The 13,967-nt window shown below is 49.9% G+C and carries 13 protein-coding genes; 11 read left to right on the plus strand and 2 right to left on the minus strand.

Annotated elements, in window-relative coordinates:
- The first annotated feature begins 187 nt into the window (after positions 1-187).
- The 4 genes from tcmP to dacB all read left to right on the plus strand — a co-directional run bounded on the left by tcmP (position 188) and on the right by dacB (position 4,607).
- Entirely contained in the window at positions 188-1,312 is a 1,125-nt protein-coding gene (gene tcmP, locus MJ611_RS13755) for a three-Cys-motif partner protein TcmP (protein ID WP_250430397.1), read from the plus strand.
- 280 nt (positions 1,313-1,592) lie between these two features.
- A complete protein-coding gene (locus MJ611_RS13760) occupies positions 1,593-2,159 on the plus strand; it encodes a DUF1543 domain-containing protein (RefSeq protein WP_250430398.1) in 567 nt (188 codons plus the stop codon).
- A 108-nt stretch (positions 2,160-2,267) separates the two neighbouring features.
- The gene (locus MJ611_RS13765) at positions 2,268-3,044 is read left to right on the plus strand and encodes a hypothetical protein (RefSeq protein ID WP_250430399.1); all 777 of its coding nucleotides are present in this window, start codon (positions 2,268-2,270) and stop codon (positions 3,042-3,044) included.
- 156 nt (positions 3,045-3,200) lie between these two features.
- Positions 3,201-4,607 (plus strand): D-alanyl-D-alanine carboxypeptidase/D-alanyl-D-alanine endopeptidase, encoded by a 1,407-nt coding sequence (gene dacB / locus MJ611_RS13770; protein WP_250430400.1) that lies wholly within the window; start codon positions 3,201-3,203, stop codon positions 4,605-4,607.
- 80 nt (positions 4,608-4,687) lie between these two features.
- On the opposite strand, the gene MJ611_RS13775 is transcribed toward dacB, so the two are convergent.
- Positions 4,688-5,017 carry a hypothetical protein gene (locus MJ611_RS13775; RefSeq protein WP_250430401.1) on the minus strand — a complete coding sequence of 110 codons (330 nt, stop codon included), beginning with the start codon at positions 5,015-5,017 and terminating at the stop codon, positions 4,688-4,690.
- Positions 5,018-5,350: 333 nt separating this feature from the next.
- Between MJ611_RS13775 and MJ611_RS13780 the strand changes: the two genes are divergently transcribed.
- The 6 genes from MJ611_RS13780 to MJ611_RS13805 all read left to right on the plus strand — a co-directional run bounded on the left by MJ611_RS13780 (position 5,351) and on the right by MJ611_RS13805 (position 12,821).
- Positions 5,351-8,524, plus strand: coding sequence for an AsmA family protein (locus MJ611_RS13780; protein ID WP_250430402.1), 3,174 nt, complete (start codon positions 5,351-5,353; stop codon positions 8,522-8,524).
- Positions 8,525-8,943: 419 nt separating this feature from the next.
- Complete coding sequence (locus MJ611_RS13785; RefSeq protein ID WP_250430403.1) at positions 8,944-9,639, plus strand: Ig-like domain-containing protein; 696 nt, start codon at positions 8,944-8,946, stop codon at positions 9,637-9,639.
- A 1-nt stretch (position 9,640) separates the two neighbouring features.
- Complete coding sequence (locus tag MJ611_RS13790; protein ID WP_250430404.1) at positions 9,641-9,766, plus strand: heat shock 70 family protein; 126 nt, start codon at positions 9,641-9,643, stop codon at positions 9,764-9,766.
- Positions 9,767-9,778: 12 nt separating this feature from the next.
- Positions 9,779-10,324, plus strand: coding sequence for an RNA polymerase sigma factor (locus tag MJ611_RS13795; RefSeq protein WP_250430405.1), 546 nt, complete (start codon positions 9,779-9,781; stop codon positions 10,322-10,324).
- Entirely contained in the window at positions 10,314-11,732 is a 1,419-nt protein-coding gene (locus tag MJ611_RS13800) for a hypothetical protein (protein ID WP_250430406.1), read from the plus strand. The genes MJ611_RS13795 and MJ611_RS13800 overlap by 11 nt, the downstream gene beginning before the upstream one ends.
- A 183-nt stretch (positions 11,733-11,915) precedes the next feature.
- On the plus strand, positions 11,916-12,821 hold the full coding sequence (locus MJ611_RS13805) for a hypothetical protein (RefSeq protein WP_250430407.1): 906 nt from the start codon (positions 11,916-11,918) through the stop codon (positions 12,819-12,821).
- 67 nt (positions 12,822-12,888) lie between these two features.
- On the opposite strand, the gene MJ611_RS13810 is transcribed toward MJ611_RS13805, so the two are convergent.
- Positions 12,889-13,350 (minus strand): tellurite resistance TerB family protein, encoded by a 462-nt coding sequence (locus MJ611_RS13810; protein WP_250430408.1) that lies wholly within the window; start codon positions 13,348-13,350, stop codon positions 12,889-12,891.
- 195 nt (positions 13,351-13,545) lie between these two features.
- Here MJ611_RS13810 and MJ611_RS13815 point away from each other — a divergent pair, with 195 nt between their 5' ends.
- Complete coding sequence (locus MJ611_RS13815) at positions 13,546-13,965, plus strand: DoxX family protein (RefSeq protein WP_250430409.1); 420 nt, start codon at positions 13,546-13,548, stop codon at positions 13,963-13,965.
- The last annotated feature ends 2 nt before the right edge of the window (positions 13,966-13,967 follow it).

Here is a 13,967-nt window from a genome sequence, read left to right on the forward strand (position 1 = left end):
AGTGCTGCCTGAAGCAGATGAGCGTGCTGCAAAATTACGCTTAATTTTATTTGCCTTCTCTTTAAAATTCACTCGTAACTTTGTCTCTTATCTGAAAATGCCTCTATACAAGACTGTCAGCTTTTGGAGTAGTTGCAGGCAAAGTATAAAACAGGGGCAGCGTACAGCTATAGTTTGAGTATAAAGCATGTCTACTGTCGATACGAACGATTTTTTTAAAGAACAGCGCAGCACTTCCGAGATTAAGTCGGAGCTGCTGAACGAGTATTTCAAGGCCTGGAGCAGCACCACTTTGCAGGGGCAGCGCTACATCTCCAATCCTGTACTGGCTTTTATCGACCTGTATGCCGGCGAAGGAAAAGCAGAAGACGGCAAGCCGGCCACACCTGTCAAGATCCTCAACAGCATTTTCGGGGCTACCGATAAATTCAACCTCAACAAGATCGTCAGGACTTTTTTTAACGACGAGAAGAAGGCCGTTGCCGCCAAGCTGAAGCAAAACCTGGAAAGCCTTCCCTATTACGAGAACCTGGTGCACAAGCCGGTGATGCTGCACGAAGAAGCCAATTTCAGTTTGCTGGCCAGGCTGCTTGGCAACGACACGCCCACGCTGCTGTACCTCGACCCGTTCGGCTACGCGTTTTCGCAGCAGTTGCTCCTGCAGTCCATCAGACGCTGGGGGCTGGATGTGTTCATGCTCTTTACGCCGGCCAAGCTGCGCGAAGCCGTAGTAAGCGCTACCGAAGGCGACGTGGTGACCGATATTTTCGGGGCGGAGCGGCTAACCAAGATCAAAGAATTTTTCGAGCGCTACCAGAACGCTCAGCAGCGCGAAGACTTTATGGTGGACAGTTTTGAAGATATTTTCCGGGAGCGGGAGTATAAGACCTTCCGTTTCAAGATCAGTTTGCCGAAGAAGAACCAGACCAGCCATTACCTCTTCTTTGTGTCTAAAACAGATACAGCTTACATGAAAATGAAAGAGCTCCTGCTCATGTACAGCGATTACCAGGAAGACGGCGTGCCGCTGTTCGGAGCCAACATCAAGCACCAGCTCTCGCTTTTCCAGGAACAGTACCGTTACTCCATCAAAAACCTGATCGCTGATTTAGCTAGCAAACCTAACTACTACCACAACCTGTCGCTGGACAGCATTTACCGGCACCACAACATCGGCACCAATTACATCCGTGGTAATTACATTGAAGCATTCGAGCACCTCAAAAAAGAAGGCGTAGTGGAAGCCATCAACCCGGTATCGCGGCAGCCCATGCGCAAGGTATCGTTTAACTCGATCATTGCATACCGGTAGGGGTTGGAAGGTCCTTGGCGCTATTCTCCTGATTCGTGAATAAATAATGAGGTTGAGTCTCTGACCCGACTGGGCCAGAGGCCCACATGATAGCCAGTCACGAGCGAGGACGCTCGCGCCATGAACAGCAACTATGAAAGTATAACCTCAGCAAAAGCAAAGGCAGAAAATACCCTCCCGTAGACTAGCCAAAACGAGAGCTTTGAGCTAGCGAGCGCAGCTCTCAAGGGTAGGAAAAAAAGTATAAACTTTATTCAAACTGATCAAACAAAATAACACAATGCCACAACCTAAACTCTTTATGCTGATGCTGGGCTGCCGGCCGGAAGGGCGCAACACCGAGCAACACGACATGTTCTTCAGCGTCGGAAATACGATAAAAGACCTGGTGCCGGAGATAAAGGCTTTTTGGCCTGAGGCAAAAGGCAACATCCACGTGGATGCCTGGCGTGAGGTAACGCAGGTAAATGGGTACCGCATTACGGTTGTGCCTAAAGAGGGGGAAGCAACTGCAGAAGAAGCAACCGACAAACTATTCTTCCTGAACCTGGGCGGGTACAAGCCCGGCGAGTTTGACGAATTTCACTACAAGATGCTGGCCGTTGCCGGCGATCAGGCAGGCGCCATAAAGCAGGCGAGGGAAACGGCTTTTTACAAGCACACTGGTTTTAAAGGTGCCACCTCGCACATCGATGATAAGTTTGGGGTGGATGTGGACGAGCTATTCCAGGTTAAGGACATTCTGCCGGAAGCTGTGAAGCAGCAGTACAGTCTGCAGGTCACTGCTAGCAACACGGACGTGGAAGATGAAATGCACCTCGGGTATTTTCAGCTGCACAAGCTTTAGCCGCTACTGATAAGATGTTTTATACTTTTTGAAAGTATAAAGTAAACGAACATGCGCGGGCTTGCTGCGTTATTAAGGGGAGTGATTTCAAACCTAAAAGTGAAAGCTATGAACAGAAACTTTGAGAATAACGATCGCCCCCGCAAAAACCATTACGCTGACTTCGACGAGCACGGCAACCCGCGCACAGGTAACGTGAACAGCCTCTCCCGCCACGAGCCGGAGAGCAGAGACAGAGCCAACTATAGAAATTACCAGGGTAACTATGGACAGGGCAGTAACTATGGCCGTGTAAGCCACGATGCCCGCGCTTATGGCGATTACAGCCAGGGTACCCGCTACGGAGAGGGAGGAAGTACATCCGGTGGTGGGTCTGCTTACGGTAACTCATACTATGGTATGCACGGCGAGCAAGGCCCGCGCAACCGTGACTCCGACAGAAACCGTTCCGGCGATGTACAGCGTGGCTACGGCGACTACAACGACTACAGCAGCCGCAACTATGGCAGCTTCGGCGGCAACGAGTACAGTGGCTACATGAGCGACGACAGAAACACAGGTTACCGCGGCGCTGGCTACGACGAACGTTTCAAACCAGACTATGGCGCCACAGGCCGCGAAAGTACTGGCTACGATCGCGGTTTCCGAAACTACAGCGGCACCGGCTACGGCTCAACCGGTTACGATAACCGCGACATGGATCGCGAACGCAGTGCCTACAGTAACTACGGCGATTACCAGGACCGCAACTCCCGAAATGAGAATCGTGAACATAGAAATGAAAGCCGCAGCGACTACCGATCACAAAACCAAGGCCGCAACAACGAGCGCAATCGTCCGCTAGGCCTCTTCAATCCTAACCGCGATCCGAACCGTAACAGGTAAGCGATTATACTTTATACTTTGAAAAAAGCAGCCGCTTGTTCTTCGGAATAAGCGGCTGCTTTTTTTCTGGCCTGCCGGATCTCCTGAAGAGAGTATAGTTCTACTTTTATACTTTAAGGCATTGGGTATAGCCGCAGAATTGCGTACTTTTTGGCTATGAAAATTCCGATCTCTAAAGTTTTATTTCTGTTGGTAGTATGCACCCTGTTTCATACTATCGCCTGGTCACAGGCTGTGCCTGCAAAGCTTACTGCTGCTTTTGCAAAGTTTGAGCAGGACCCGCAGCTGCGGAATGCCATTGCCTCTTTGTATGTAGCCGATGCACAAACAGGGCAGGTCGTGTTCCATAAAAATGGGCAGGTGGGGCTGGCACCGGCTTCTACCATGAAAGTAATTACCAGCATCAGTGCTTACGAATTGCTGGGCAAGAACTTCCGCTACGAGACCAAATTTGCCTACCGCAAAGAGCAAGGAAAAGGAAAGGCAAGCCTGTTTATTTTGCCAAGCGGCGACCCCACCTTTGGCAGCTGGCGCTGGCCCGAAACCAGGGAAGCCGTTGTTCTAAGTAAGCTAACGCAGGCAATCCGGAAAACAGGTTTTCGTACGTTCGAAGGCGTGTATGTATCCAATGAAGGCTGGAATGAAGAGACTGTTCCGGATGGCTGGATGTGGCAGGATATTGCCAATTACTACGGGGCAGGTCCTGCCAAACTGAACTGGCGGGAAAACCAATACGATGTGATTTTACAGTCAGGCAAATCTTTAGGCGACCCGGTGAAAGTCGTGAAGACTGTGCCACGGCTCAATGGCTATGGGCTGCGGTCGGAGCTTACGTCAGCCGCCGCCGGCACCGGCGATAACGCCTATATTTATTTCCCGTTGAGCGCCTCCGCTGCTACTATACGTGGTACCATCCCTGTCAACGAAAACAGTTTTAAAATATCTGGCTCCATGCCTTCAGCTGCCACCCAGTTTGTCAGCACCCTGTCTGATACCTTAAAAACTCTTGGTATACAGCTGCCGCAGCAACCCGTGTTGCAGCATGTCAAGAAGCAGCCGTCTGAGCAGTATACTTTGTTCCACACCGTTTCGTCGCCTCCGCTCGACAGCATCGTGTACTGGTTTAACCGGAAAAGCATCAACCTGTATGGCGAGGCCTTGCTGAAAACAATCGCATATCAGAAACAGGGGAGCAGCGATTCGGATAAAGGCCTGGAGCTGATCCGGGATTTCTGGCAGAAACAGGGTATCGCCAAAACCGAACTGGCCATGGTCGATGGCTCTGGCCTCTCGCCGCTGAACCGCGTTACGACCCACGCACAGGTGCAACTGCTGCAGCATGCCCGTAAGCAGGACTGGTACCAAGGTTTTTATACTTCGCTACCGGTATACAATGGCATGAAAATGAAGAGCGGAACGATCAGGGGCGTGAAGGGCTATTGCGGCTACCACAAAGGCAAAGACGGAAAAGAGTATGTTTTTTCTTTCCTGGTGAACAACTACAACGGTTCGGCTTCGGAACTGGTGCAGAAGATGTACAAAGTGCTCGATGAGCTGAAATAAACGGCTGGCAACAAGTATAAAACCAGAAGCCCCGGCATATGCCGGGGCTTCTGGTTTTATGTTAATATTAACGTATAATCTTACTCTTTCTCGTTGCCGAGGCCTTCCTTGTTTTTATGGCCTTTCAGTGTGCTGGCGTTCGGTTGGTTGTTGCGGAACTCCTTATCAGAGCTATCAGCCCCACGGTTATCAGATGGGTTGGCATGTGAGCCTTGCGGGCTGTTCTGGTTAGGTGTATTTTTACCAGCTTTGGCACCGCCACTGCTGCCTTCCCGGCTTGGCTTGTTCTCGCCACGCGTGTTGTCCGCGCCACCTGCCACAGGACCCGACTGTGATCCGCCCTGTCCGCTTACATTCTGGCCTTTTCTTGAGTTATTATCTCCTGAGATATTTCTGTTATTACTGCTCATCGCTTTTCTCCTTCTCTTTTATAAAACAAATCATATTCAGCCGCCGGATTTCGCCGGGGTAAGTAAGTTGTACGGAGGAAAGCAGCGTTAGGGTTAAGAAAGTGTGCTGTGCCGGTAGGCAAAATTGCCGCTGATAACGTAAAAAGCTATGCTTTATCTGTTACAAAAAAGCTTCAGGAAGAGCCCGTTGCTGCATCATCCTGAATATAGTCTAAACCTATGTAAATCATTTTTATTCAGGTGAAAAACGGCACTCCAACTTTATTAAGAAAAGAGAGTTAATAGGAGGGTCATCTGGAAATATACTTGTCGGATAGGCTTTTGTAGAATTGTATGAAATTTCACCGGTTTATAAAGTTTTCCCTGATAGTTGTAGGGCTCGTACTTTCGTTGGTACTGGTGGTCCTGCTGATGCTGCCCATGCTCTACCAGGAGAAAGCGCCCGCTTTGCTGCGCCAAAAGTTCGAAAGCAGTTCCGACATGGTCCTGGCACCTTTCCAGATGGAGATCTCGAGTTGGAGGAATTTTCCCTATCTTACTTTTTCCATTGATGATGTTGCTTTAGTAGATACCAGTAACAACAGGTCCATAGAGGTGCTGCGAATAAAACATGCGGAAGCACTTGTTTCGGTGTTGCAGTGGCCGTTTGGAGTTGTACGGGTAAGTAAAGTATACCTCGACGGGCTGGTGTTCCATCAGCAGGTAGATTCTACCGGGAAAAAGATCGGCCTTTCTTTCAGGGAGCGCGAAAGTGCAACCGATGCTTCCGGCGATGTATCGCTCCATATTCCGCACGTCAGAATTCGGAACGCCCGCATCCTTAGCGAAAATCACTACAAAAAAGGTGCGTTTTCCATACAACTGCTCAACTCTGACCTGGCTTTGGAGGTGCGAAACAATGCGTTGAATCTAAAAGGCAAGCTGAACGGAAAGATCGACTACATTGCCAGCAGAGAGCTGCGCCTGTTTCAGGACAAGAAGTTTACGGCTGATGCCTTTTATACTTATGATCTGAAGAAAAAGCTGGGCAGGATACAGAACAGCAAGGCGATACTGAACGGGAACGAAGTTTTGATCTCGGGCACGCACCAAAAGCCAACCACAGGTCCGGGTGCCGAACTGGACCTTCACTTCCAGGGGGACCAGCCGTTTTTCTTCTTGCTGAACCAGATGGAATCCGTGCGGTCTATCCCGTTGCTGAAGCGGGTGAAGAGCGAGGGCCGCGTAAAATTACACTACCACATTGCCGGGAACTCCAGCCCGATGCAGCGCCCCAGATCCAGGTTATACTTTGCCCTGCAGGATGGCAAGTTGCACTGGCCTACAAGCCGCATTACCTTGTCGCATATACAAATTGCAGGGCAGCTCGACAACGGACCTGAGCATTCGCCTGAGTCGAGCTCGTTTACGCTGCACAACCTGTCTGCCCGCTCCGGTACCGACAGTGTACAACTAAAAGCAACGATCACCAACTTCACCGAACCGTTTGTAGACGCTCACCTCAGCGGAAGCTATACCCTGGACAGCCTGGCGCAGGTGTTGCCGCCCACTTACATTGCATTGCCTAAGGGCACACTTGCCGGTAATATCGCCATCAAAGGGAACCTGCATGCCAACGATGGCCGGAAGAAAGAGCAGGACCTGCAATGGAAAGGCGCCATCAGCCTGCAAAACGTGGCTTTCCGGCCGGCAAACCTGACCGTTGCCTGCACAGAAGTAAACGGGAAAGCCGTGCTGACGGGCAACGAACTGCGCTTGCCGCAATTTAGCGGTAAAGTAGGAGGGGAGCCTTTCTCGGTAACTGGCTCTGTGAAAGATGTCATGAACTATCTGTTGGGGCAAAGCCCTACGATAACTGTAGATGGAGCGGTCCGGCTGAAGCAGGTAAATACCGCCTGGATAAAGCTGGAAGCGGGTGCTGAGGCAGGCAGGCAGAAGAAGGCTGTGGCCAGTACAGTAAAAACAGATAACAGTATACTTCCGGCTTTCCTGCGCCTCAACATGCGCCTGCAGTGTGAGCAGCTTGAACTTGAGAAAGCGACGATCCGGAAAATGCATGCCCGCTTAAGAAGCAACGGCAATCGGCTTACCCTTTCCGATATAGGTTTGACCACACAGGGCATCACAGTGAAGGGCAACCTCTCGGTGCCGAACAACAGCAGGCAACTGCACGCAGCCAACCTGCAGCTCTCTGCTAACCTCGACTCGCTGGACCTGACCAGCATGCAGCAGATCAACGCGTTGGCAAATACCAGCGGCCGCGACAAAGCTGCTGAAGCTACGCAGAAAAATGGTCTGGCATACATCCTTCCCCTGCAAAAGGCGCAGCTTTCCGTACATGTCAGGAACGTAAATCTGCCCGGTAACGAAGATATGAAGAACTTCTCGCTGCAGCTAAACAAAAACCGCAACCACGTAACCATGCGTGACATGCGTTTTACAACCTCAAAAGGCGGTAAGGCTACAGCCAGCGGTGGTTTTCAGTTGAACAAATCAAAATTGACCAAGCCTTACCTGGATGTAGCCATGCAGTATAAATTCCTGGACCTGCAGGCATTTATGCAAAACTTTGCCGCGCTCAAGACCCTGCTTCCGCCCCCTGACACAGCAAGCACTCCGGCCAGGGCAGACGGTAAGTATAAGTTCAAGGAGAAAGCATACGACTTAAGCTTATACATAAAAGCCGGTGAACTGAAGTATGAATACCTGCGGGGCGCCAACCTGGCTATAAATGCCCGCATGAACCGGGAGCAGGCGCAGCTGGACAGGCTGTACCTCGACGCTTTTGGAGGCATGATCTACGCGCACGGCCTCATGGACCTGAACGAGCCGACCGATACCGTGCCGGTAAGGCTGAAAGCACAGGTACAGGATGTCGATCTGAAACAAATATTTGCGTTTGCCGAGCAAATGGAATTGGACGTGCTGGGCAGCCGGAACATAGAAGGCAAAGCCGACTGCAACCTGACTGTTTTCACTAAACTGGACCAGACGTTTACCCCAAGCTTTGACCGGACGGTTGCCTATACAAAAGCTACGTTCCGGGGGATGGAGCTAAAGGACATAATGCCGATACAGGAAGCGCTCGGCTTTATGAGAAAAGAGCGGACCGAGCACCTGTACTTTGAGGATGTGAATGCCGATTTTGTGCTGTACAAAAACAAGTTCTTAACGCCCGGTTTCAGTCTGAACAATAACCTGTCTTCCTTCGACTTAAGAGGGTCCTATACCATGAAAGGAAATGCGAACCTGAGCATGGATGTGAACGTGCTCAATATTTTGTTCGGTAACAACGAGCGCCGCATAGAGCAGATCCAGGAAGACTCGCTGGCCTTAAAAAGCAACAAAAGGCAGCAGCATCTGCTATTGGTGCGGGAACAGGACAAGTATAAAGTAAAACTCAGCAACCGAAAGGAAAGAGAAAGTATAACAGATACCCTCCGCAACGAGTTTACGGATGTGCTGAACCGCTACCAGATCGATACCGTGTTTACAGTGGTAAAATAGCGACTAACATTGTGCTCACTCTTTAAGAGTGGCACAAATAGATCAACAGAAGTATACTTTTGCTGCACCCAGCCTTTGCCTTAGAGTAGCGCCCGGGTATTCTGAGAAAGTCCCATCCCTTATCGGGCTATTATAATCATAAATTTACTTATTTTTATACCTTCAGACTGTGCTGGCGCGTGCGTCTTCGCTCGTGTCGAACTATGTTGCGGTCCTCTGGCCCGGTTATATTACAGAATATCTTTAGCTGCAGGTTTGAAAGCGTGTGATAGAGAAGAGCAAAACTTGACAGACATGCGCCATAGAAGCAGTACAGCAAACTGTAACATTCCTGCTGATCAGGTCTGAAATTTTATTTTTACCGGGCAACCCTTCTGAAAGTCGCCTTGTCTTACCATCAGAACCGCAAGCTGAAAAGTATGAGAAGACATGTATCAAACATAGGCATCCTGCAACTGCTGGCCGTTATCCTGTTGCTGTGGGGGTGCGATAAAACCGAAGAGGATGTGATCCCGCGGTCTTTTCAGGAGTTCACACTTTACCCGGATGATATTTATACTTTCAACAGCAATTCCGACTGGATCAACCGGCTCGATCCGTTGGCAAATGACAGCGTAAAAGCGCAGGTAAAAGTAACCTACAGCCAGCCCCAGCATGGGCAGCTGCTACCGGAGTTCGATGGCCCCGGCACCATGGGCTACAAACCCAACAACGACTTTTACGGGATAGACAGCTTCACCTATACCGTTTGCACGAGCGAAATTTGTAAATCGGAAACGATCCGAATGATTGTGGAAAAGCCCTACGATCCGGCTACCTGCACCACACTGCTGGCGCCTGATTCGCTGGAAACAACTAAAAACACCTTCAAAGGGATCCGGATCTTTGAGAATGATAGGATCTGCTTCAACGACAGCTATGGTGGCAACTACATCGAGAAGCCGGTGAAAGGCACTTTCCGGACCATTGAGTATTCCGGCAGCTACAAGAACACCATCTATGTATACTACCCGCCAAAAGATTATGTAGGCGAAGATTCCTTCCGCTACCGGGTGTATACCAGCCGTGACCGTTCCACTTACCAGGAAATTATCGTGAAGGTGACGGTTAAATAATATGAGCGACAGCAGCTTATACTTCAATCGCTCTGAACGCTACTCCACACGGGCCGCAGGTGCATACCTGGGGCTTTTCCTGTTTGCAGTTGAATCTCTGAACGTGTGCCGCATCCTTAACCCGTAGCATTTGAGATAAGTGTACTCAGAAGAAGAGATCATTGCGGGCTGCCAGATGGAGAAGGCATCGTTCCAGGAAAAGCTGTACCAGCTCTATTCCCGGCGCATGATGGCCGTGTGCGTGCGCTACACCCGATCCAGGTTTGAGGCAGAGGACATTTTTCACGAGGCGTTTGTGAAGGTGTTCAGGAATATCAGTGCGTACAACGGGGGTTCCTTTGAAGGATGGGTACGCCGCATTTTTGTGAATACTGCCATCAACCATTACCACAAAAACCGCAAGTACCAGGACCAGCTGGACTATAGCTCGGTGGAAGAAAGTGTACCTGCAGATGATGACATCATCAGTACTATTTCCGGCCAGGAACTACTGGCGCTGATAAACCAGCTGCCGGAAGGCTACAGGCTGATCTTTAACCTGTACGTGGTGGAGGGATTCAACCACCGTGAGATTGCCGAGATGCTGAACATTGCGGAAGGCACGTCTAAGTCGCAATTGGCGAAGGCAAAAAGCCATTTAAAGAAGATGCTCCAAAAACTTTCAATCTCTGAAAATGCTGACTGATAAAGAACAGGAAGAAATACGGCGCAAACTGCTGGGGCTCGAGGAAGAGCCGCCTGCCGACGGTTGGGGCAGGATCTTGCCAGAGATCCAACCTCAACAGAAACCACGTTTGGTGTGGTGGCCTGCCGCTGCCGCGCTGCTGTTGCTTTTATCCCTGGTAGGCGGGTATTACCTCCTGCAGGATAAACCTGCTACCCTTGTGCAGGTAAGCAGCGGCAAGTATAAACAGGAGCAGGCACCGGCGGTTGCTGTGGCTCCCTCTGAAAGTATAAACACAGAGCAGCATACCAAGCAGGGAAAAGAGACCTCATCCGGAACAGGAATCTCCCTGCCTGCTGACAAGCCCTATTATTCAAAAAACTCTGTCGAAAAACCTACCCAGCAGAAAGAAGAAACAACAGATCAGATCGAAAAACCAGTAGAAAAAGGTACAGTGGCCGCGCATGATCCGGTAAACAAAGAGCAAGCAGCTAAACCGGTTATTGCAGCTCCCTCGGAACCACAAGACAAGTATGATGCTGAGACGCTAGCTACTGCAGTAAAAGCCGATAGGCTCGGTACAGAATCTGCCGATGCGCTGTCCGGCGTAAAGCCCGAGCTCCAGAGCAATGGCGCGTTTGTGTTGCCCGATTCGGTATGTAGCACCTTGACTGAAAGTGCAGTGGCCAGAACAGAAACAGCAGCAGATTCGAGTGCAGCAGTGGAACCGAAGGAATGGTTTATCGGAGTTACTGCAGCCCCCCGCTATGCTTTCCGGTCGTTTACGCCTACAGGCACAGACGATATCTACATCACGAAGTTCAATAACATGAAAAAACTGGACCCGGAGCGCATGGGCTATGAGTTTGGGCTGAACTTTGGCAAGGAGATCAGGCAGAATTTATACCTGGAAACTAGCCTGTCTGTCATGCAGCTGCGCGAGAACGTTTCCTATTCATTTACGACCGGCAAAGTGGATACACTGATCAAGCGACTGGCAAGTGATGGATCGTTTCAGGCAACGCCGGTGTATGTGGAAGGGGAGCGCCAGTTAAAGAGTTCGTTTACGTATGGCGGCCTTCGTGTTGGGGCAACCTATTTCTTCCTCGAAGGCCTGCAAAGCCGCCTCAGCCTGACCATGGCGGGCGGCGTGAACGTGCTGGTAAAAGGCCATACAGAAGAATACCTTAACGGTGAATTAAACGAAACCATCGTTTTCCCTTCAGAAGATAACCTGCTGGAGCAGACAAACTATAACCTGCTGCTGGGGGTGGGTTATAACAGGAGGCTGCACGACAAGTATGAACTGATGCTGATGCCAACCCTGAATTATTTCCTGGGCTCTACCTTTAGCAAACGCGAACCCTTCGGATTGCGGCCTTATACTCTGGGGGTAAGTTTCCAGGTAAGAAGGCGGCTTAGCAGGTAACCGGCTGCTGATCTGAGGTATCAAAAAGCGCCGTGGTATTACGCCACGGCGCTTTTTGATGCAAGTATGTTTCTTTGAAGAAGACAGCTTAGCGGAGCAGAAATAAATTCTGAAAATTTTTATGCTCCAGGCAACGGTTTCGATTGGGGGCTGGTCTTACCCTTGAACGAACAAAATACTACTATGAAATCTACTACTTTACTGCTTCTGGCGGGTATCAGCTTATCTGTCGTGCTGTCGTCCTGTGATAAGGAGGATGTACTGCCTCTTACCCAGCCAAAGCCAGCGCCGGGCACCACGCCGGGCTCTGGTGGAAACACAACGCCCCCGGGCACTACACCAACTCCTGGATCCGGTTCTACACCACCGCCTACTACCACGCCGCCACCCACCAACCAGACACCACCGCCACCAACAAACCAGACGCCTCCGCCTGTAACCGCCAGCAGCCTGCTTGCGCAATTCGGAACGAAGGTCCTGAAGTATGATGCACAAGGCCGGCTGATTGACGTAAGTTATTCTGACCTGACTCACTTGGGCTATGCCATTGTGTACGAAGGCGATAAACCGGTTCGACTCAACTACAAAACCGGCGGCTGGCTGATTTATACTTATGAGGGCGACAAAGTTACAGAGGCGGTATCTTATTACGGCGAGAACCTGGTTAACTATCGTTACAGGTTCGAATACAACGGCGACAAGCTGGTGAAAACGACGGAGATGAGCTATGCGCGCTACGATGAAGGACGCCTTGGCATTACGACGTATAGCTACGATGCAAACGGCAATCTTGCAGAACTGGTCGTTCGGTGGTCGACCAGCAACAAAGCCGAAGATTTGGGCCGTCCGTCTGTGATCAAGTGGGGCAACTACGATAGCAATCCAAATCCGATGCCGTATGCCGAGAGTACTTTATACCTGCCCGGCATAAAGCTGTTCAACAACAACCCGGGGTATCGTGACCCAGGCTCTGGTAAAGAATTGTACAGCTACATTTACCATGATTCCGGTATGCCACAGCAGCGCTACACCAAACTGGAAGCGTACCCGCATGTGCAGCCTTTTACGGACAGGTATACTTATAAGTAAGCATTAAAGTATAAACCCGCCTTCTACACAAATTAGAAGGCGGGTTTATACTTTATAATGATCTGTATTATCTGCAGACACTGTCTTTGTTTAGGATAAGAACGACATCCACAATTTTATGCGCGAGCTCCGTATCCAGGTCCAGGGCAGAGTATAAGTATTGAATAAGCTCTTTTTCCTTGTTTGTAACCACACAATCCGAAAGCACCAGCTGAATGGTAAGGGCAAAAAGTGTTGCTTTGTTTTCTGCAGAAATCTTATCTACTGCCTGGTCAATCAGTACTTTGCTACCGTACTGTGCGTGGGCATAAAAAACAGTGCGGCTGTAGGCCATGATGTCGTGTCCTTCGAAAAGTTTTTTATCCGCCAAGGTCTGGGCTAAAACATCAAGCTCTTCATCGGCAACATTACCATCCACCGCTATACAGGCCTGCATGATGGCAATCCAGGCTTCCTGCTCGTTTTGCGGTGTATAAGTATGAGAGGCAGGTACTGTTGAGTTGCCTTTGGTATTAAAGATCCCTTCCATAAAATTTTAATGTGTATACTTCTAACGTTGTTACTCCGTTAGGCCTGCATTTGTTATCCTTCCCATCCTATGCTGGTATAGTCTTATATTTTTCTAACTTTATATATAAATAGTGCGTTTGTTGGCTTAAGTAAACGCTTGTATATTAATGGTATAGGCTAAGCGGAGTCTGAACTTACACAAAATAAAAGCACTATGGACAGATTTTTAGGTACTTACAGCCCACAGTTGTATGCTATACTTCGGATTGTGGCAGGATTGATGTTTGCCATGCACGGAACCCAGAAATTGTTTGGCTGGCCGGGAGGCGGCGACACCGTAGAAGTAGCCTCGCTGATGGGACTGGCAGGTATCATTGAACTGGTAGGTGGCCTGATGATAGCATTTGGCTTGCTAACCAGCTGGGCTGCCTTTATTTGCAGCGGTGAGATGGCAGTTGCCTACTTTATGGCGCATGCCTCGCAGGACTGGGCTCCTTTAATCAATAAAGGGGAACTGGCTATTTTATACTGCTTTCTTTTCCTGTACATGGCTGCCCGCGGATCGGGTATCTGGAGTATAGACGCTGCTACGGGCCGAGGCGTGAGAACCCGGGATGTAGGTCATAGTTATTAAAG

It is taken from the genome of Pontibacter ruber, assembly GCF_023630205.1.
Lineage (GTDB): Bacteria > Bacteroidota > Bacteroidia > Cytophagales > Hymenobacteraceae > Pontibacter > Pontibacter ruber.

Coding starts and splice junctions, on each gene's coding strand:
- MJ611_RS13780 (WP_250430402.1), top strand. CDS start 5,351: ATGAAATTTCACCGGTTTATAAAGTTTTCCCTGATAGTTGTAGGGCTC.
- MJ611_RS13760 (WP_250430398.1), top strand. CDS start 1,593: ATGCCACAACCTAAACTCTTTATGCTGATGCTGGGCTGCCGGCCGGAA.
- MJ611_RS13765 (WP_250430399.1), top strand. CDS start 2,268: ATGAACAGAAACTTTGAGAATAACGATCGCCCCCGCAAAAACCATTAC.
- MJ611_RS13775 (WP_250430401.1), bottom strand. CDS start 5,017: ATGAGCAGTAATAACAGAAATATCTCAGGAGATAATAACTCAAGAAAA.
- MJ611_RS13805 (WP_250430407.1), top strand. CDS start 11,916: ATGAAATCTACTACTTTACTGCTTCTGGCGGGTATCAGCTTATCTGTC.
- dacB (WP_250430400.1), top strand. CDS start 3,201: ATGAAAATTCCGATCTCTAAAGTTTTATTTCTGTTGGTAGTATGCACC.
- MJ611_RS13815 (WP_250430409.1), top strand. CDS start 13,546: ATGGACAGATTTTTAGGTACTTACAGCCCACAGTTGTATGCTATACTT.
- MJ611_RS13790 (WP_250430404.1), top strand. CDS start 9,641: ATGAGCGACAGCAGCTTATACTTCAATCGCTCTGAACGCTACTCCACA.
- MJ611_RS13800 (WP_250430406.1), top strand. CDS start 10,314: ATGCTGACTGATAAAGAACAGGAAGAAATACGGCGCAAACTGCTGGGG.
- MJ611_RS13785 (WP_250430403.1), top strand. CDS start 8,944: ATGAGAAGACATGTATCAAACATAGGCATCCTGCAACTGCTGGCCGTT.
- tcmP (WP_250430397.1), top strand. CDS start 188: ATGTCTACTGTCGATACGAACGATTTTTTTAAAGAACAGCGCAGCACT.
- MJ611_RS13810 (WP_250430408.1), bottom strand. CDS start 13,350: ATGGAAGGGATCTTTAATACCAAAGGCAACTCAACAGTACCTGCCTCT.